The organism is Pseudonocardia sp. TMWB2A (assembly GCF_017312135.1).
In genome coordinates, this window is sequence record NZ_QKQY01000002.1 from 6131087 (window position 1) to 6147524 (window position 16438).

A 16438-nucleotide genomic window follows, 5' to 3' on the forward strand; every position below is an offset into this window, starting at 1 on the left:
GGGAGGTGTCATGGCCGCGCTCACGGAGCGACTGGTCGACCGCAGGCTGGGCTTCGGTGCCGACGAGCCGTACGTGCGCGAGCGTGACCTGCGGGTCCCGCTCTCCGACGGTGTCGTCCTGCTCGCCGACCTCTACCGGGCCCCCGGCCCGCTCCGGCCGCGTCCGACGGTGATGATGCGCACCCCCTACGGCCGCGACGGCCTCGGGTCGATCATCGGTTCGCTGCTGGCGCGCCGCGGGTTCCAGGTGCTGGTGCAGTCCACCCGGGGCACCTTCGGCTCGGGCGGGCAGTTCCGCCCGTTCCTGCACGAGAGCTCCGACGGTCTGGACACGCTCGCCTGGGTGCGCGGGCAGACCTGGTGCGACGGCCGCGTCTCGATGGTCGGCCCCAGCTACGTCGGGCACACCCAGTGGGCGGTCGCCCCCTACGCCGACCCGGGTCTGTGCTCGATGAACGCCGACATCACCGCGTCGGAGTTCACCAGCACCTTCTACCCGGGCGGCGCTCCCGGCCTGCTCAACCTCGCGACCTGGGTGAACCAGATCGGCCGCCAGGAGCGCATCGGCGCGGTCACCGGCTTCCTCGCGACGCCGGTGTTCAGCCGTCGCAAGCGCCGCGCGGTGACCTCCCAGCCGCTGCAGGCCGCGGACGTCGCGCTGACCGGGGCGCCGGTGGTGTTCTGGCGGGACTTCGTCGAGCACGCCGAGCAGCCGCGCGAGTTCTGGGCGCCCGCCGAGCACGACGGTTTCGACGCCGCCGCGATGCCGCCGGTCTGCATGGTGACCGGCTGGTGGGACCTGTTCCTGGACCGTCAGCTGGTGGACTTCACCGCGCTGCAGCGCGGCGGGGCGACGGCACGGATCACGATCGGCCCGTGGACCCACGGCGACCGCGGCTCGCTGTCGACCATCGCCCACGAGATGGTCCACTGGCTGGGCGTGCACCTGCACGGCGGCGAGCACGACGAGCGTGCGCCGGTCCGGGTGTACGTGCAGCACGCCGACCGCTGGACCGACCTGCCGTGCTGGCCGCCGCCGGAGGCCCGCCCGACCGAGTGGTACCTCGACGCCGACGGCGGGCTGGGCCCGGACCGGCCGGCCGGGACACCCCCGCCGTCACGGTTCGTCTACGACCCCGCCGACCCGACACCGACGGTCGGGGGCCCGATGCTCCAGCCACCGTCCAAGCAGCTGGACAACCGCGCCGTCGAGGCCCGCGACGACGTGCGCGTCTGGACCGGCCCGCCGCTGGAGTCCGACCTGGACCTGCTCGGTCCGGTGTCGGCCGTGGTCTACGTGCGGACCGGGACGGGGATCGGCGACGTGTTCGTACGCCTGTGCGACGTCGGCCCCGACGGGACCTCGATGAACATCACCGACGCGATGCACCGGCTGGTGCCCGACCGCGAGGCCACCGCCCCGGACGGCACGACGGTCGTCCGGATGACGCTGAGCCCGACCGGGTACCGCGTGCGGGCCGGGCACCGGCTCCGGGTGCAGGTCGCCGGCGCGGCGTTCCCGCGCTTCGCCCGCAACCCGGGAACCGGTGAGCGGACGGCGACCGCGGTCGACGGGGAACGGATCTCCTACGAGATCCTGCACGATTCCGAGCACCCCTCGCACGTGGTGTTGCCGCACCACCCCTGAATTCCGGGTCCACCGTTCACCTTTCCGGCCGTCCCCGGAAATGCGGATATCCCCCGCTCCGGTCGGAAGAGCGGGGGATCTCCGGAAGTGCAGGGTCACGGATGACGGGAAGACGGTCCCGTCATCGTGCCCGGTGGTGCAGGTGCACTCAGTCCTGGACGTTGGTCTGGTTGTCACCCTGCGAGCAGTCGCTGAAGCTCGGGGCGTCCTCACCGTTGGTGGCCTGGCCACCCAGGATGCCGAGGACGCTGGCGGCGACGTCGGCGCTGTTCAGCGAGCAGCTGAGCACGTTGGCGTTGTTGAGGGCGTTGATGTCGCCCACGTTGACCAGGCCGGACTGGACGCTGTTGCGGTCCTTCTCCAGGTTGTTGATCTGGTCGGCGTTGATGCGGTCGCCGCCGTGGCCGTGCCCGTGGTGGCCCTTGTCCCAGCCGCCGTCACCCGCGAAGGCGAGCGGGGAGATGGCGAGCAGACCAGCGGTGACGCCGGCGGTCAGGATTCCAGCCTTCTTCAGCACAGTTATTTCTCCGTTGTGTACGGGGTCCGATGTCGGACCGGCGTGTTCGGCGTGGGTTCGGGAGCCCCGCCGATGCACAGAACGCTATCCGGTCCATCCCCGATCCAACGAACTTTCTACCACTATCGGACGATGGGCATTACTGACCGCGAGGTTATTGCTCTCTTCCGGCAGCCGGGAATCCGTGTGGACGTCGCTTCCGGACGCCGTCCGCGACGGATCGTCACCACAGTGGACCCGAACGGACGCGTACCCTTCTTTCGGAACACGCTCCGTGATGCACCCTCCGCACGGCCGTGTCAGCGCGTCACCCTGTCGTATCGACCTCGGGGGTCTCGCGACACCGGATCGCACCCTCCGACGGACGGATCCACCCCGGAAGAGTGGGCCGGAACCGGCTCGAGCGACGGCGTGCCGCCGTCTACTTTCGACGCCGATGACACGCACCGCCCGGACCGCCACGACCTCCGACGTCCCCGCGGCCGCGGAACTGCTCACCGCGGCGTTCCTCGACTACCCGTTCACCCGTCACACGATCGATGCGGACGAGCACCCGCGCCGCCTGGGCGCGAGCCAGGCGCTGCTGCTGCGCGAGGTCGGCATCCCGCACGGCCTGGTGCACGTCGTCGACGCGGCCGGGAGCGGGCTCGACGCCGTCGCCGTGTGGATGCCGCCGGAGGCCACCGGTCTCGACGACGCGTTCGCCCGCGTCGCGCCGCGGCTGGCCGAGCTCGCCGGGGACCGCGCCGGTGCCGCCGCCGACGCCGACACGGCCCTCGCCCCGCACCGGCCCGCCGGTCCGGCGTGGTTCCTGGCCACCGTCGCCGTACGCCCCGGTCTGCAGGGACAGGGTCTCGGCACGACGGTGCTCACGGCCGGGCTGGACCGGGTGGACCGCGACGGACGGCCGGCCCACCTGGAGACCTCGCTCGCGGCGAACGTGCGGCTCTACACCCGCCTCGGCTTCCGGGTCACCGCCGAGGTCGACCTGCCGCACAGCGGGCCCAGCACCTGGTCGATGCTGCGGCCGGCGACGACGAGTGGCCCCTGAGAACGGCCCGGGAACGGCCGTCCGGGAAAGCCGTTGCGCCGGGCACCCTGCAGGGAGCCCGACCGCGCCCGGAGGAGAGGACCCGCCGTGTACGTCCCCGCCCACTTCGCCCCCACCGACGAGGACGTCCGGCAGCTCCTCGCCCGCCCCGGCGCCGCGGACCTGGTGACAGCTGGCCCGGAGGGACTCGACGCGACGCTGCTGCCGTTCGTCCACGACCCCGACCGCGGCGCGCTGCTCGGTCACCTCGCCCGGAACAACGACCACTGGACCCGCGCCGACGGCAGGCAGGGGCTCGTCATCGTCCGCGGGCCGGACTCCTACGTCAGCCCGTCCTGGTACGCGTCGAAGGCCGAGCACGGCCGGGTCGTGCCCACCTGGAACTACGTGACCGCCCACGTCCGCGGCACCGTGGTCGTCCACGACGACGTCGACTGGCTCGACAACGTCGTGCGGCGCCTGACCGACCTGCACGAGGCCGGCCGGCCCGCGCCCTGGAGCGTCGACGACGCCCCGGAGGCGTTCGTGCGGGGGCAGCTGCGCGCGATCGTGGGCGTCGAGCTGCGGATCGAGAGCATCGAGGCGAAGCTCAAGCTGAGCCAGAACCGGCCGGCCGCCGACGTCGACGGCGTGGTGGACGGGCTCGAGGCCGCCGGGGACCACGCGGGAGCCCGGGCCGTGGCGGCACACCGCCGGTGACGGACGACGGACAGGACACCGGGGCCCGCCCGCCGCGACGGGTTCGCGGTGTTCTTTCATCGCACTTTCTGACTAACATCGCTCCATGGCGATGAGTTGTTGCCCTGACGTCGGCCCGGCGGTGGCGCTGTTCCGGTCGCTGGCCGACCCGGCACGGCTGGCCATCGTGCTGCGACTCGGCCGGGGCGAGGCCCGCGTGGTCGACCTGACCCGCCACCTGGGTCTCGCCCAGTCGACGGTGTCGAAACACCTGGCCTGTCTGCGGGACTGCCGTCTGGTCGACTCCCGGGCCGAGGGACGCCAGTCCTACTACCGCCTCGTGCGCCCGGAGCTGCTCGACCTCCTGCGCAGCGCCGAGACGGTGCTGGCCGAGACCGGCGACGCGGTCGCGCTGTGCCCGACCTACGGCGCACCGGGACACACCGGGGAACAGGCGTCGTGACCCTGTCCCTCTCCGAGGACCGTCGCGCCGTCCTCGTCCGCCGCATCCGCCTGCTCGTCGCGATCACCATCGGCTACAACGTCGTCGAGGCCGTGGTCGCCATCGCCGCAGGTCGTGCCGCGTCCTCGATCGCCCTGATCGGGTTCGGACTGGACTCGGTCATCGAGGTCAGCTCGGCCGCCGCCGTGGCGTGGCAGTTCGCCGGCCGCGACCCGGCCCGCCGCGAGCACATCGCCCTGCGGGTCATCGCATGCTCGTTCTTCGCCCTCGCCCTCTACGTGACCGTCGAGGCACTGCGGGGCCTGTCCGGGGCGGCGGAGGCGGACCGTTCGACGGTGGGCATCGTGCTGGTCGCGGCCAGTGTCGCGATCATGCCGTTCCTGTCATGGGCGCAGCGACGCGCGGGGCGTGAGCTCGGCTCGGCGAGCGCCGTGGCCGACTCCCGCCAGACGCTGCTCTGCACCTACCTGTCGGCCGCGGTGCTCGTCGGGCTCGTTCTCCACGCCACCCTCGGCTGGTGGTGGGCCGACCCCGTCGCCGCGCTGGTGCTGGCGGTCCTGGCCGTGCGCGAGGGCAGGAACGCGTGGCGGGGAGAGAGCTGCTGCGCTCCGCGGCCCGGCGCCGCCGCGACGTCCGACGCGTGCGCCGACGGCTGCTGCCGCTGACGGTCCGGAGTACCTCGCGGTCCGACGGGTGCGCCGCGAGGAGATCATCGGCCCGTGCCGACTCCGGCTTGCGCCTCCACCCGCTGGAAGCGTGACGATCGCGGCCATGACCTTCACCGTGCTGGACACCGGGCCCGCGATGCGACACGTCCTGCATGCGGCCGAACAGAACCGGGCCGAGCTGCTGCGGACGATGCTGGAACCGGCGAGCGGCATGTACCGCTTCTTCCCCGGCGAGCCGGACCTGGTCCACATGCACGAGCTGGCCTCGGGTTTCCCCCTCGACCGTGACCTCGAGCTGTCGACGGACGGTCTCCGGCGCCTGGAGGACGCCCACGCGTGGGAGCGGATCGGCAGAGCCCTGCACGGGGCGGCCGAGCACCTGGAGCGGGTCCACCCCGGCCTGCGGGTACCCGACGCCACGGTGCTCCTGGTCCTGGGCGATCCGACCGACGGGTTCTTCCAGGACACCGGCTTCGGGATGAACGCCAACGGCTCGGTGCCCGGGTACATCTCTCTCACCATCTGGCCGTCACCGGAGAACCTGGACCGGCTGGAGGCGACCGCGGTGCACGAACTGCACCACAACGTCCGGTACGCGCCCGGCAATGTCCTGTGGGACCCGGCCACCGTCACCGTCGGCGAGTACGTGGTCTCCGAAGGGTTGGCCGATGCCTTCGCCCGCGAGCTGTACGGCGAGGAACGCGGGCGTGCCCGGATCGGCGCCGGCGCGGTGGGCGACGACGAGGCGTTCGCCCGGGTCCTCACCGGGCTCGACGTGACCGGGATGCAGAACTTCACCGCCTGGGTGCTCGGGGACGCGCACGCCGCGAGGTTCGGCGGTGAGCCGGTCGGTCTCCCGACGGGTGCCGGGTACGCGGCCGGGAACCGACTCGTGGACGCATACCTCGCCGCGACCGGGCGGACCGCTTCGGAATGCCTCCTGGCGCCGGCGGACGATGTGATCGCCACGTCGGTGTAGGCGTTCGACGTCCTCCGGGCGAGCGCTCTCCACGGAGCGGGACCGGCGACAGGTCGATCGACGGTCGTGACCGGCCGGGAAGGGCGTCGTACTGTTCGCTCGACGACTCCCCGAAGGCAGGCCATGGGCATCGCGTTCCTCCTGACCACCCTCGTCGTGGTCGCCACGCCCGGCACCGGGGCCGTGTACTCGATCGCCACCGGCCTCGCCCGTGGTGCGCGCGCCAGCATCGTCGCCGCGTTCGGCTGCACACTCGGCGTGGTCCCGCACATGGTCGCCGCGATCACCGGCCTGGCCGCCGTCCTCAACGCCTCCGCGGTCGCCTTCCAGACCATCAAGTGGGTGGGCGTGGTCTACCTGCTGTTCCTGGCCTGGCAGACGCTGCGCGACACATCCACGGCCCAGGTCGAGGACGATGCAGCCCCGGTCTCGTCGTGGCGGATCATCCGCACCGCTGTGCTGATCAACCTGCTCAACCCGAAGCTGACCATCTTCTTCTTCGCGTTCCTGCCCCAGTTCGTCCCCGCCGGGGAGGTCGACGGCACCTGGCACATGACCTGGCTGAGCCTGGTGTTCATGGCCGTGACCTTCGTGGTGTTCGCCGCCTACGGGATCTTCGCGACCGCGATGCGCAACCAGGTCATCACTCGCCCGAAGGTGATGGCGTGGCTGCGCCGCACGTTCGCCACGACCTACGTCCTGCTCGCCGGGCGGCTCGCTGTCGAGTCGCGCTGATCGGCCTCCGACCGATCGCCTCCGAGGACGGTGCGGTGCCCCGAGACTCCGGGGCCGGGTAGCCGGACCCGGACAACGAACCTGCGAAGGCTACGCCGGCGGACTCACAGAGAGCTGCCATACCGGCTCTGACCTGCGGCGGGAATACGGACCACCCGCCCGCGTCCGCGCATCGTCCGTGGACCGCGCTTCCGGGGTTGTGCCCGCTCCTCCCCCGTCCCCTTCGTACTGGCCGCTCCCCTCGTCATGGTGACGGGGCAAGGGTGACGTAGCCATCGCGTAGCGACGCCGTAGGCGCCCTTGCGGCCGACGCCTCGGCGTGGACGATGGACGGCCGAGGGGGACTCTCCGACTCGGCTGTCCCGAATCCGAGCGACTGGCACGGCCACGCAGACAGGTGGTCGAAACTCCGACTGTTTAGGACGGCTGGTCGTCGACCTTGATGGCGAAGTTGACATCGCTCACCTGCACTGAGGTCGTGGTGACTGCCACGCCGTAGGAGTCGGCTCCGTCAACGAGTGTGCACCGGACCGCTGAACCGACCTTCGCAGGCAGATCGGGGCAGGTCACGGAATCCGGGGATCGACCAACGATTCTCGTCAGCTCCGCCGAAACCGATCGAGCCACGTCCGGGCCGGCGACGGCCCCTTCGCCGGGGTCGACGGTCGCCTGAGCCGGCGGTGCCTCGACGCCCGCCGGATCGGCTGTTGCGTCGGCCGTCGAGGGTGTGCTGGTGGCCGCCGGAGACGCCGAAGGCACAGCTGTGGTCGAGGGAGCGGTCGCCGCGCCAGAGGCGCCGCATCCGACAGTTGCGGTCGCGACAAGAGCAGCGAGTACGACGGCTACCGCGGTTCGAGGAGCGGCTGATCGCGCAGACATGATCGGAAGCTCGTCGGTACGACGGAGATCGTTAGCCCCGCGGCATGCATCGCGTCCATATCCTGATGATCTGGTGGCGCGACGGGCTGTGGGGCCGGGTAGCCGAGCCACGGCGCCGCGAACGGGCCGGAGGTGTAGCGGGCGAGCGACCCACAGGGCACCGGGACGACGTCGAGGCACGCACCCTGTATCTGAGCACGTCGGCTCCGGCCGCCGGTCGGTCGTGGAGCGAGTCCGGCACCCGCCGGGAGCCGCGCCGGCTCAAGCACCGCAGCGTCGACGAGGTGCGAGTGGTACCGAGCCCACCGGAGCTGACCGCGATCCTGCGCGGGCATCTGACCGAGCACGCCACCACATCGGACGGTCGTCCGTTCCGCGGAACGCGTGGCGGTGCCCTGTTCGAGAGGCACTACGGGCGTCTGTGGGCCGCTGCCCGGCTGACCGCGCTCTCGCCGGAGGAGGCCACCTCGCCGCTCGCCCGCCGCCCCTACGACCTCCGGCACGCCGCGGTGTCGACATGGCTCAACGGGGGCGTCCCGGCCACCCAGGTCGCCCAGTGGGCCGGGCACAGCGTCGACGTCCTGCTGCGGGTCTACGCGACGTGCATCGCCGGTCAGAACGACGCCCTGCGCCGCAGGGTCGAGCAGGCTCTCCGCGACGGCCGTTCATGATGCGTCCGTGAACACCCGTGGAAGCCCGGTCACAGCCGGACGGACCCGGGCAACGAAAGAGACCCCCGGTTCCAGCGTTTCCGCTGGTCGGGGGTCTCTTTCACCTGCTGTGGCTGGTCCAGGATTCGAACCTGGGAAGGCTACGCCGACGGATTTACAGAGAGCTGCCATACCGGCTCTGACCTGCGGCGCAAGCGCGGACTACCCGTCTGCGTCCGCGTATCGTCCGTGAGCCGTACCGCGGGGGTTGTGCCCGCTCCTCCCCCGGCCCCTCGTACAGGCCGATCTGCTCGTCGTGGGGTCGGGGGCAAGGGTGGCGCAGCCATCGCGGAGCGACGCCGTAGGCGCCCTTGCGGCCGGCCCCGCGGCGTGGACGATGAAGGCCGAGGGGCAACCACGTCAGCTTGGTCTGGTGGGGCCTGCTGCTCATGTCAAGGCGCGTCCGCTCTATTGTGTGACGGTGTTCGACGATGAGCTTGGGTCCGTGCTACACGTGGCGGTACGGGCTACGGGCGTTGAGTTGCTGGTGTCGGTCACCGGTGAGCTGGATGGTTCGACCGAGCATCAGCTGCGATCGGTACTCGACGAAGCGTGGAGCGGTCCTTCTCGGGGGCCTGTGATCGTCGATCTGACTGGGCTGTCGTTCTTCGGTTCCGGTGGCATCTCGGACATGCTGGTGGCAACGGAGCGAGCGGCGAGCCAGACCCGGTTTCTCGGTTATGTGGTGGGCAACAACCGGTCGGTTGTCCGGCCGCTGAGCGTGATCGGGCTCCTGGATCGCCTACCGGTTTATGCGACCGTCCAGCAGGCGAGAGCGGCTGCGACCCCTGACGACCTCTCAGGCGTCGGAGTCTCGTCCCTGTGACGCAGGCGTCCATTGGGCGTGGCCGAGGTCGTTGACGGTCTGGCATCGGCCGCATCGCAGAAGCACGTCACGATGCTCCTCGCCGGGGCTGAAGCCGTCTACGAGGACGAACCCGCAACCCCCGCAGGCGAACGCCTGGCCGCTCCGGCCGCGCGGCAAAGATGATCTCAATACGCGGTCCGCATCTTCGTCTACGACTGTGCCGGCGTAGTAGCCCCCGGCGTGGCGGTGGTTGCGCACAAGTAAGTAGAGCACCGGCCTGGAGTCGGCGCGCGTCATAGATTCGGCTCGCCGGGTCATCGCGTAGGCATCGGAGACCGCTTGTGCTGGCTCCGGGTCTGGGACAGGCGCTACCCCGGGGGGCGGGGCCGGGTAGACGGTCCACGGCGCCGCGAACGGGCCGGAGGTGTAGCGAGCGAGCGACGGGGGCCGGCGTGGCCGGCCCCGCGCCGCCGGAGGCGGCGCCTTGATCCTCAAGAGCCGGATTCGGCAGCTGATCGACCTGAGCCGATTCGTGGTACACGACGCGGACTACGACTGAGTCGGACCGCAATGACAGCCGTATTACTGCCAGAACCAGCCCAGGTCCAGCTCACACGTCGCGGGAGAGACGGGCGCGGAAGACGACTCCGAGAACAGGAGCTTGTTCAGCCGCACAACCCCAGGTGCAACCGCAGTTCCGGGCGAGCATATCTCACGGGCGAGCACGGAACCTGAAGGAATTCGCACAGTTGATCCGATATCCGGCCTCTGCAGCGTTAGCGAGACATCGTCGACAGCCAGCACATAGCCGATCGATGCAGTCGGCGATTTCACATCTCCGAACTCAACACGTTCAAGTGGATAAACCGGCGAAAGCGCGGTCCATGCAAATACCCACGTGCCGATTACGGAGATAAGCATCGCCCCCATCGCTGCAAAGCAGAGATGTAGCCGACGCCTCACCTTGGCGGGCCACCGACGCTCACCGATCAACTCAGGCGAACGGACTAGGAAGGCAATGAAACCTATAGTTGATATGGCGAGCGCCATAAAAAGTCCATTTGAGTCGCGGGCGCCGAAAAAGTAGAGCGCCAGAGCGACCTGAGATGCCTGCAATGCGATGATCCATCGAACCATCCGCCCACGACCTTTTGGGTCTTGATAGACATCCCGCTCACGCCATTCGTACTGGAAGACGCGAAGCGCGATCAAGGCCGGCAGGAAGAAGAACGTGTTCAGAAACAGCACCAGGGCGGTGCCGATCCAGATGTTCAGCAGGTTCGCAGTTGCTAAGATTGTTGCAACGCTTTGGATATTCCCCGATGCAAGAAACCAGATCTTTACTGCGGCGATTACTGACGGGACGACAGCAATCCAACCCGCGATAGATACCCGGCGAACAGGCGCCATAATGAAGCTGCCGCGCGATGGACACCGCCGCCCAGTCTGCCTCCTACTATTAACTGCCCTCCTGTAGGGAGTGCGACGCCTCGACACGTTCTGGCTACTCATTAACCTGAGTTCCGCCCGAATCTCCAGGAGCAACGCTCGGAAAAACTTGTTCGGTTTGCCTGCGGATCCAAGCCAAATAGTCCGGACTGCCATCGTAGATCGGTCGGGCGCTGATACTTGGAACAACGTAAGGGTGAACCTCCGCCGCTCGCTCGACAATGACCGAGATGAGACTGCGGCGCGTATGTAAGGATGCCCGACCCTCGGTGCGGTCGTGAACTTCGTCGCCCCACCGATAGGTGGAGCGGACGGGAGCGAAGTTATGGACGTTGGAAGCGAGCCGATCGACGACGAGGCTCCGAGTGAACCCGCGTAACCACTCGGAATCGGGCGCGGTAATCACAACCTCGCAGAGCTCGATCTCGTCAGATGGGTTCACGACGTACTGCCACGAGCAGCGATGAGGTCGGTCATTGCACGATCGGAATCCTCACGGGTACGCCCCATCGTGGCCCAACCGGTCATGACCTGGTCGTCATAGCCGAGCCCCACCCAGCGGCCGTTGAACTCGATCCCGTGCGGGTGCATCGCGAGGAACATCGTTCCCTTGGACCGCACAGCGCCGTCGGCTGCGGCGTACCAACCGGTGAGGATCTGGTTGTCCCAGAGGCGCAACTCGCCAGACCACAGGTAGCCACCCTCGGCCTGGCTGAGCCCGCGCTGAGTCGCAGCGATATGAACGAGGTCGCCCTCCTGGCGCATATGGACGGGCTGGGTGGCAATCTTCTCGACGCCGTCGCGGGTTGTCTGCCATGACGCCCACCAGTCCCCGGTCAGTGAGACCCGCCCAGGCGCTCGGCCAGCTAGCTCGCTGACCGACACCCCGAGCGCGTCCGCGATGGTCAGCGCGACTGACAGCAGTGGCTGCTGCTCCCCCGCCTCGTAGCGGCGAATCTGCCGGGTGTCGACGCCGGCCACCCGGGCCAGGTCGGCCTGCGACATGCCGAGATCCGCTCGGCGCCTCCGGATCACTTCGCCCATTTCCACGCACCCCATCGTCGTAGGACTTCCTAGTCCTTGACAACCGGACTAGTTCGCCTCACTGTAGGACTTGTTAGTCCGCAACAGGGGCGGGCAAGTCCGCTCCGTCGGTCTGACCTCGGCACACCCGACCGTGTCGCCGAGCAACCCGAGGAGGGCGCCAGTCATGGCGATCAAGAACAAGTTCCCCGTCGCGATGGGCGACGTGTTCCCCCACGGCGCGTTCGTGGTGTCCGAGGTCGAGCCGGTCCGGGACTTCGACAAGTCCTCCCCCGGCCGCCCCGTGCAGCAGACCGACAAGGACTCCGGGCTGCCGGTGTGGTCGGTCTCGGTCCTCGACGCCGACCCCGAGGCCCGCCGCACCGACAAGACGGTCACGGTGAAGATCGCGGCCCCGCACCAGCCGGTCCCGCCCGAGGCCGCTGCCGGGCTGCCGTTCCGCCCGGTCGAGTTCGACGGCCTCACCGTCACCCCGTACGTGCAGGAGACCGGAGGCCGGCCCCGCGTCGCCTACAGCTTCCGCGCCGCCGGGATGCGGGCCCCCGCCGGTCACGGCCACCGACCGGCGCCGGGCAAGAACCAGGACGCGGCCTGAGCTGCCACTCATCGCCGCCGTCACAGGTGGAGGGAAGCCCGCAGGTATCGGGCTCCCCTCCGATCTTCCTCGCCCCTCGTAGCCCTGCCAGGCACTGAGACTCGGAAGGACACCGAGCGTAGATGCACACCTCCTTACCCCGTCATGCCCCGACCACGACCACCCCCACCGACGCCCGGGTCGTGCCGGTGGCCCGTCTCGTCGAGGCCGGCCTCCGCCGCACCAGCCGCGCGATCCGCGACACCGCACGACCCCCGGCCGGGGACCTGCGCGCCCACGCCGCCCGCGCCCGTCGGCTCTCCGAGCTCCACACCCGCCGCGCACGCTGGTGGACCGTCCTGGAACGCGACACCGCCACCAATGGCGTCCCGCTCGTCTACTTCGAGGCCGTCGTCACCGCCGTCCTCGACAACGAGCACCAGGCCCGCTACTGGACCGACACCGCCGACGACTGGCAGGCCCTCGCCGACGGCCGCCCTCCCTCCGACGTCGCCGGGGCCATGTCGAACTGGGCCGACCTCGGCCTCACCGACCACGCCGCACCGGGACTCCCGGACACCTCGGCGGTGGCCCGATGACCGCCCAGCCGAGCCGCCGCCCGGTGCTGCGGCTCGTCCCGATCACCGACCCCACCGCCACCGCGACTGACTCCCGCTGGCGGGAGGACGCCGCGTGCGCCGGGCTGGACACCGAGCTGTTCTTCCCCGTCGACGACCGCGCCGCCTCGGTCGAGACACCTCGCCGCGTCTGCCGGGGCTGCCCGGTCCGCGCCGCGTGCCTGGCCGACGTCCTGGCCACAGAGGACCCGGCACGCCGCTACGGCATCACCGGCGGCACCACCCCCGGCGAGCGCCGGACCCTGCACCGCGCCGGGCTCACCATCGCCACCACCCCGGCCGCAGGCGGTGACGTCGCGTGAACGCCACCAAGCCGACCCGCCCGGCCCGCTGCGAGGTCTGCCGCACCCTGCTCCACGAACGACCCGACCCGCGACGCCGCCGGTGCGCCGATCACCTGGACCAGCTCGCCCTGGTCCCGCTCACCACCGTCCGCCCGACCCGTCGCAAGGGAGGCCGCACGTGATCACCGCCGCTGCCCCACCGGCCGAGCTGCCGCTCTCGGTCAACCAGATCCTCACCGTCGGCGGTGCCCTGGCCGCAGTCGCCGTCTACCTGCTCTACAAGATCGGCCACTACCTTGCGAAGGTCCTCGAAGCCCTCGCCACCGCCGCAGTCGTGTTCATCGCCCTCTGGTTCGCCGCCAAGGGCCTCGTCCTCGCGATCGTGTGGGCGGTCCGCCATTGGCGCACCACCACGACCGTGACCGTCGTGTCTGCGTGGTGCTGGTGGTGGGGCTGGCCCTCGCTGCTGCTCACCCTCACCGCCGTGACGGTCGTGCTCGGGGTGTGGCGGGTCGCGTCGCTGCTCTCGTTCGACCACTGGGCCGGACGTCACCTGCGGTCGTGGTGGCAGCGCTGGCTCGTCTACGCACCCCGGATGCCCCGGTGGCTGCGCTCGGTCGGCCTCACCGTCCCCGACCGCGGCGGGGCCACGGTCATCCAGGTCAACCCGCTCCGACGCACCGCGACCGCGCCCCGGGAGCGCCCGCGCCGCGACCAGCTCCCGCGCATCCTCTCGGTCCGCTCCGGACCTTCCTGGGACGAGGTCAAGGTCCGTCTCGTGCCCGGGCAGACCCCGGAGGACTTCGACACCGCCGCCCGCGCCCTGGCCGTGGCGCGTGGGGTGAACCGCTGCCAGGTCCGCGAACTCGGCCCGAATGTGGTGTCGATCGACTACCAGCGCCGCAATCTCCTCGACGCCACCGTCACCGCACCCGACCTCGACGCCATGGCCGGCCTTCCCGGGGACGCGATCGACCTGGACCGGGTGCTGTCCGGAGCGACCGAGTACGGGACCCCGTGGCAGCAGTCCATCCGCGGCAGCCACACCCTGATCGGCGGCGCCACCGGCGCGGGCAAGGGCTCGCTGATGTGGACGCCCCTGCTGTCGATCGCCCCGGCCATCCGCGACGGCCTCGTGCGGGTCAACGGGATCGACCCCAAGGGCATGGAACTGGCCTACGGCCGCGATGTGTTCCACCGCTACGCCGTGACGTCCAAGGACGCGCTGGCGCTGCTCGACGACCTGGTCGAGGAGATGGAGACCCGCAAGCGCGAGCACGCCGGAACCACCCGGCTCGTCCCGATCACACGGGACACCCCGTTGGAGATCGTGGAGTTCGACGAGATCGGCGCCCTGCTGCGCTACGTCGGCGACCGCAAGACCCGCGAGGCCATCACCGAACGCATCGCGCTGCTGACCACCCAGGGCCGCGCTCTGGGGTTCACCGTCCGCGGCTACGTGCAGGAGCCGACCAAGGACACCGTCCCGGTCCGGGAGCTGTTCCCGCGACGCATCTGCCTGCGCGTGGCCTCCAAGTCCCACGTCGGGATGGTGCTCGGGGACCAGGCGTACGACCGGGGTGCGTGGGCGAACCGCATCGGCGAGTTCGAGGCCGGCGTCGGGTATCTGTTCGGCGAGGGGGTCCGCGAACCCCTGCGCGTTCGAGCCGCCTGGGTTCCGGATGAGGCGATCAAGGCTTTGGAGCGGTTCGTCACCGCCCCCTCGCCGGACCCGGCCCGTCGACCCGCGCCGGTGCTGCCTTTCCGCCCCGGGACGCCCGCTCTGCCCGCCGGAGGTGCAGCGTGAACACCGCCGAACCCGGCACCGAGCCGATCGACCAGGACAAGCTCACCCGCGCCCAGAAAGCCATGCTCGCGCTGTCCAACGAGGTCGCCACCCAGCTCGCCGAAGACCACGGCGTCTGTACCCGACCGCTCGCCATGCGCCGCATCGACCAGAGCAGCGGCCGGGTCGACGTCGTGCCGGTGCCGTGCGGGTCGACGCGGGAGGACCAGTGCGGCCCGTGCGCGGAGAAGGCCCGACGCCTGCGCATGGTCCAGTGCCGCGAGGGCTGGCACCTCGAGGACGAACCCATCGCCAAGCCCGCCGACCCGTCCGCGGCGCAGAAGGAGCTGATGACGGTGCGGGCGGACCTGCACGCCGCCTACGCCGACGCCCGCGCCAAAGGGGACGAGGAGGAGTGCGAGGAGATCCGCGAGACCGTCGCCGAGGTCGACCAGGAGCTGCGCGCGCTCGGGGTCCGCGGTCGGCTGGCGCCGCTCGACCCGACACCGCAGACCGTGCGGCGCTCGACCCGGCGACGGCAGGACGCACCGAACCTGCCCCGCCGCCCGGTCGAGGACCGCACCCTCGGACGGGTGTTCGGAGGGAAGTACCGACCCTCGACCTTCCTCACGCTCACGCTCGACAGCTATGGGCGGGTGGACAAGCACGGCGCCGCGCTCGACCCGGACTCCTACGACTACCGCCGGGCCGCGCGGGACGCGATCCACTTCCCCAAGCTGCTGGACCGGTTCTGGCAGAACACCCGCCGCTGCGTCGGCTGGGACGTGCAGTACTTCGGCACCGTCGAACCACAGAAACGCGGAGCCCCGCACTTCCACGCCGCCATCCGCGGCACCATCCCCCGCTCCGAGCTGCGCGCGATCACCGCCGCCACCTACCACCAGGTGTGGTGGCCGGCCCACGACGAGATCGTCTACAGCGGGGACCGGCTCCCGCGCTGGGACAACCACCACAAGGCGTTCGTCGACCCCGAGACTCGCGAGCCGCTGCCCACCTGGGACGAGGCCACCGACCCCGCCGCGCTGGCCGCTCCGGCGCACACGGTTGTGTTCGGGCCGCAGGTCCACGTGAAGGGCATCCTCGGCGGAACGGAGGAGGCCGGTCGCCACATCGGCTACCTGACGAAGTACCTCACCAAGTCCGTCGGGCAGGCCGCCGGCCTCGACGAGACCGCCACCATGCGGCAGCGCGAGCACGCCCGACGGCTGGCCGCCGAGCTGGCCATCACGCCGTGCTCGCCGCGCTGCCCGATCTGGCTGCTCTTCGGCATCGAACCCAAGGGCGCCCGCCCCGGAACGACGCCAGGGCATTGCAAGGGCAAAGCGCACAAGCCCGAACACCTCGGCATCGCCGGGCGCCGGGTGCTCGTCTCCCGTAAGTGGTCCAACAAGTCCCTGTCCGACCACCGCGCGGAGCGGACCGCGTTCGTTCGGCAACTCCTCGACCGCGCCGGAGTGCAACCCGCCTACGCCGTCGACGACGGCCCCTTCACCTGAGAGACCACCA

Annotated in this window: 21 protein-coding genes; 16 read left to right on the forward strand and 5 right to left on the reverse strand. The window is 70.4% G+C overall.

The features are described 5' to 3' along the window. The first annotated feature begins 10 nt into the window (after positions 1-10). Positions 11-1648 (forward strand): CocE/NonD family hydrolase, encoded by a 1638-nt coding sequence (locus DMP17_RS43200; RefSeq protein WP_226367660.1) that lies wholly within the window; start codon positions 11-13, stop codon positions 1646-1648. Between the two features lie 148 nt (positions 1649-1796). On the opposite strand, the gene DMP17_RS43205 is transcribed toward DMP17_RS43200, so the two are convergent. Next, entirely contained in the window at positions 1797-2165 is a 369-nt protein-coding gene (locus tag DMP17_RS43205) for a hypothetical protein (RefSeq protein ID WP_226353873.1), read from the reverse strand. A gap of 436 nt (positions 2166-2601) precedes the next feature. Between DMP17_RS43205 and DMP17_RS43210 the strand changes: the two genes are divergently transcribed. The 6 genes from DMP17_RS43210 to DMP17_RS43235 all read left to right on the forward strand — a co-directional run bounded on the left by DMP17_RS43210 (position 2602) and on the right by DMP17_RS43235 (position 6739). Then, the gene (locus tag DMP17_RS43210; protein ID WP_337832508.1) at positions 2602-3216 is read left to right on the forward strand and encodes a GNAT family N-acetyltransferase; all 615 of its coding nucleotides are present in this window, start codon (positions 2602-2604) and stop codon (positions 3214-3216) included. 87 nt (positions 3217-3303) lie between these two features. Beyond that, the gene (locus tag DMP17_RS43215) at positions 3304-3915 is read left to right on the forward strand and encodes an FMN-binding negative transcriptional regulator (protein WP_337832509.1); all 612 of its coding nucleotides are present in this window, start codon (positions 3304-3306) and stop codon (positions 3913-3915) included. A gap of 85 nt (positions 3916-4000) precedes the next feature. Further along, the gene (locus DMP17_RS43220; protein ID WP_226367662.1) at positions 4001-4357 is read left to right on the forward strand and encodes an ArsR/SmtB family transcription factor; all 357 of its coding nucleotides are present in this window, start codon (positions 4001-4003) and stop codon (positions 4355-4357) included. Then, positions 4354-5022: a cation transporter gene (locus DMP17_RS43225; protein WP_226353877.1), complete on the forward strand. Its 669-nt coding sequence runs from the start codon at positions 4354-4356 to the stop codon at positions 5020-5022. The genes DMP17_RS43220 and DMP17_RS43225 overlap by 4 nt, the downstream gene beginning before the upstream one ends. A gap of 106 nt (positions 5023-5128) precedes the next feature. Beyond that, the gene (locus tag DMP17_RS43230; protein ID WP_337832510.1) at positions 5129-6004 is read left to right on the forward strand and encodes a DUF2268 domain-containing protein; all 876 of its coding nucleotides are present in this window, start codon (positions 5129-5131) and stop codon (positions 6002-6004) included. Between the two features lie 123 nt (positions 6005-6127). Beyond that, the gene (locus tag DMP17_RS43235; RefSeq protein ID WP_226367664.1) at positions 6128-6739 is read left to right on the forward strand and encodes a LysE family translocator; all 612 of its coding nucleotides are present in this window, start codon (positions 6128-6130) and stop codon (positions 6737-6739) included. Between the two features lie 417 nt (positions 6740-7156). Here the strand turns inward: DMP17_RS43235 and DMP17_RS46590 are convergent, their stop codons facing one another. Beyond that, a complete protein-coding gene (locus tag DMP17_RS46590; protein ID WP_226367665.1) occupies positions 7157-7618 on the reverse strand; it encodes a DUF4333 domain-containing protein in 462 nt (153 codons plus the stop codon). 44 nt (positions 7619-7662) lie between these two features. Here DMP17_RS46590 and DMP17_RS43240 point away from each other — a divergent pair, with 44 nt between their 5' ends. The 3 genes from DMP17_RS43240 (at position 7663) to DMP17_RS43250 (ending at position 9319) form a co-directional block, all read left to right on the forward strand. Beyond that, the gene (locus tag DMP17_RS43240) at positions 7663-8289 is read left to right on the forward strand and encodes a hypothetical protein (RefSeq protein WP_226367666.1); all 627 of its coding nucleotides are present in this window, start codon (positions 7663-7665) and stop codon (positions 8287-8289) included. Between the two features lie 460 nt (positions 8290-8749). Next, positions 8750-9154, forward strand: coding sequence for an anti-sigma factor antagonist (locus tag DMP17_RS43245; protein WP_337832511.1), 405 nt, complete (start codon positions 8750-8752; stop codon positions 9152-9154). A gap of 18 nt (positions 9155-9172) precedes the next feature. Beyond that, positions 9173-9319, forward strand: a complete 147-nt coding sequence (locus tag DMP17_RS43250) for a hypothetical protein (RefSeq protein WP_226353880.1) — start codon at positions 9173-9175, stop codon at positions 9317-9319. Between the two features lie 399 nt (positions 9320-9718). Here DMP17_RS43250 and DMP17_RS43255 read toward each other — a convergent pair whose 3' ends face one another. The 3 genes from DMP17_RS43255 to DMP17_RS43260 all read right to left on the reverse strand — a co-directional run bounded on the left by DMP17_RS43255 (position 9719) and on the right by DMP17_RS43260 (position 11629). After that, positions 9719-10546, reverse strand: a complete 828-nt coding sequence (locus DMP17_RS43255) for a hypothetical protein (RefSeq protein WP_337832512.1) — start codon at positions 10544-10546, stop codon at positions 9719-9721. Positions 10547-10640: 94 nt separating this feature from the next. Further along, positions 10641-11027, reverse strand: a complete 387-nt coding sequence (gene cutA, locus DMP17_RS46595; RefSeq protein WP_443217960.1) for a divalent-cation tolerance protein CutA — start codon at positions 11025-11027, stop codon at positions 10641-10643. Further along, a complete protein-coding gene (locus DMP17_RS43260; RefSeq protein ID WP_337832513.1) occupies positions 11024-11629 on the reverse strand; it encodes a helix-turn-helix transcriptional regulator in 606 nt (201 codons plus the stop codon). Before DMP17_RS43260 ends, cutA begins: the two co-directional genes overlap by 4 nt. Before the next feature lie 166 nt (positions 11630-11795). Here DMP17_RS43260 and DMP17_RS43265 point away from each other — a divergent pair, with 166 nt between their 5' ends. From DMP17_RS43265 to DMP17_RS43290, 6 genes are all read left to right on the forward strand, one after another. After that, positions 11796-12224 (forward strand): plasmid replication, integration and excision activator, encoded by a 429-nt coding sequence (locus tag DMP17_RS43265; protein ID WP_224389272.1) that lies wholly within the window; start codon positions 11796-11798, stop codon positions 12222-12224. Between the two features lie 122 nt (positions 12225-12346). Then, entirely contained in the window at positions 12347-12802 is a 456-nt protein-coding gene (locus tag DMP17_RS43270) for a hypothetical protein (protein WP_337832514.1), read from the forward strand. Next, positions 12799-13143, forward strand: a complete 345-nt coding sequence (locus DMP17_RS43275) for a WhiB family transcriptional regulator (protein WP_337832515.1) — start codon at positions 12799-12801, stop codon at positions 13141-13143. Before DMP17_RS43270 ends, DMP17_RS43275 begins: the two co-directional genes overlap by 4 nt. Continuing rightward, positions 13140-13307 (forward strand): hypothetical protein, encoded by a 168-nt coding sequence (locus tag DMP17_RS43280; RefSeq protein ID WP_337832516.1) that lies wholly within the window; start codon positions 13140-13142, stop codon positions 13305-13307. Before DMP17_RS43275 ends, DMP17_RS43280 begins: the two co-directional genes overlap by 4 nt. Beyond that, on the forward strand, positions 13304-14932 hold the full coding sequence (locus DMP17_RS43285; RefSeq protein WP_337832517.1) for an FtsK/SpoIIIE domain-containing protein: 1629 nt from the start codon (positions 13304-13306) through the stop codon (positions 14930-14932). The genes DMP17_RS43280 and DMP17_RS43285 overlap by 4 nt, the downstream gene beginning before the upstream one ends. After that, positions 14929-16428 carry a replication initiator gene (locus DMP17_RS43290; RefSeq protein ID WP_337832518.1) on the forward strand — a complete coding sequence of 500 codons (1500 nt, stop codon included), beginning with the start codon at positions 14929-14931 and terminating at the stop codon, positions 16426-16428. The genes DMP17_RS43285 and DMP17_RS43290 overlap by 4 nt, the downstream gene beginning before the upstream one ends. Positions 16429-16438: the final 10 nt, after the last annotated feature.

Excerpts from the sequence above, each read along its gene's own strand:
- DMP17_RS43260 (WP_337832513.1), bottom strand. The coding sequence starts at position 11,629 with ATGGGCGAAGTGATCCGGAGGCGCCGAGCGGATCTCGGCATGTCGCAG.
- DMP17_RS43265 (WP_224389272.1), top strand. The coding sequence starts at position 11,796 with ATGGCGATCAAGAACAAGTTCCCCGTCGCGATGGGCGACGTGTTCCCC.
- DMP17_RS43255 (WP_337832512.1), bottom strand. The coding sequence starts at position 10,546 with ATGGCGCCTGTTCGCCGGGTATCTATCGCGGGTTGGATTGCTGTCGTC.
- DMP17_RS46590 (WP_226367665.1), bottom strand. The coding sequence starts at position 7,618 with ATGTCTGCGCGATCAGCCGCTCCTCGAACCGCGGTAGCCGTCGTACTC.
- DMP17_RS43240 (WP_226367666.1), top strand. The coding sequence starts at position 7,663 with ATGCATCGCGTCCATATCCTGATGATCTGGTGGCGCGACGGGCTGTGG.
- DMP17_RS43230 (WP_337832510.1), top strand. The coding sequence starts at position 5,129 with ATGACCTTCACCGTGCTGGACACCGGGCCCGCGATGCGACACGTCCTG.
- DMP17_RS43210 (WP_337832508.1), top strand. The coding sequence starts at position 2,602 with ATGACACGCACCGCCCGGACCGCCACGACCTCCGACGTCCCCGCGGCC.
- DMP17_RS43200 (WP_226367660.1), top strand. The coding sequence starts at position 11 with ATGGCCGCGCTCACGGAGCGACTGGTCGACCGCAGGCTGGGCTTCGGT.
- DMP17_RS43220 (WP_226367662.1), top strand. The coding sequence starts at position 4,001 with ATGGCGATGAGTTGTTGCCCTGACGTCGGCCCGGCGGTGGCGCTGTTC.
- DMP17_RS43235 (WP_226367664.1), top strand. The coding sequence starts at position 6,128 with ATGGGCATCGCGTTCCTCCTGACCACCCTCGTCGTGGTCGCCACGCCC.
- DMP17_RS43270 (WP_337832514.1), top strand. The coding sequence starts at position 12,347 with ATGCACACCTCCTTACCCCGTCATGCCCCGACCACGACCACCCCCACC.
- DMP17_RS43275 (WP_337832515.1), top strand. The coding sequence starts at position 12,799 with ATGACCGCCCAGCCGAGCCGCCGCCCGGTGCTGCGGCTCGTCCCGATC.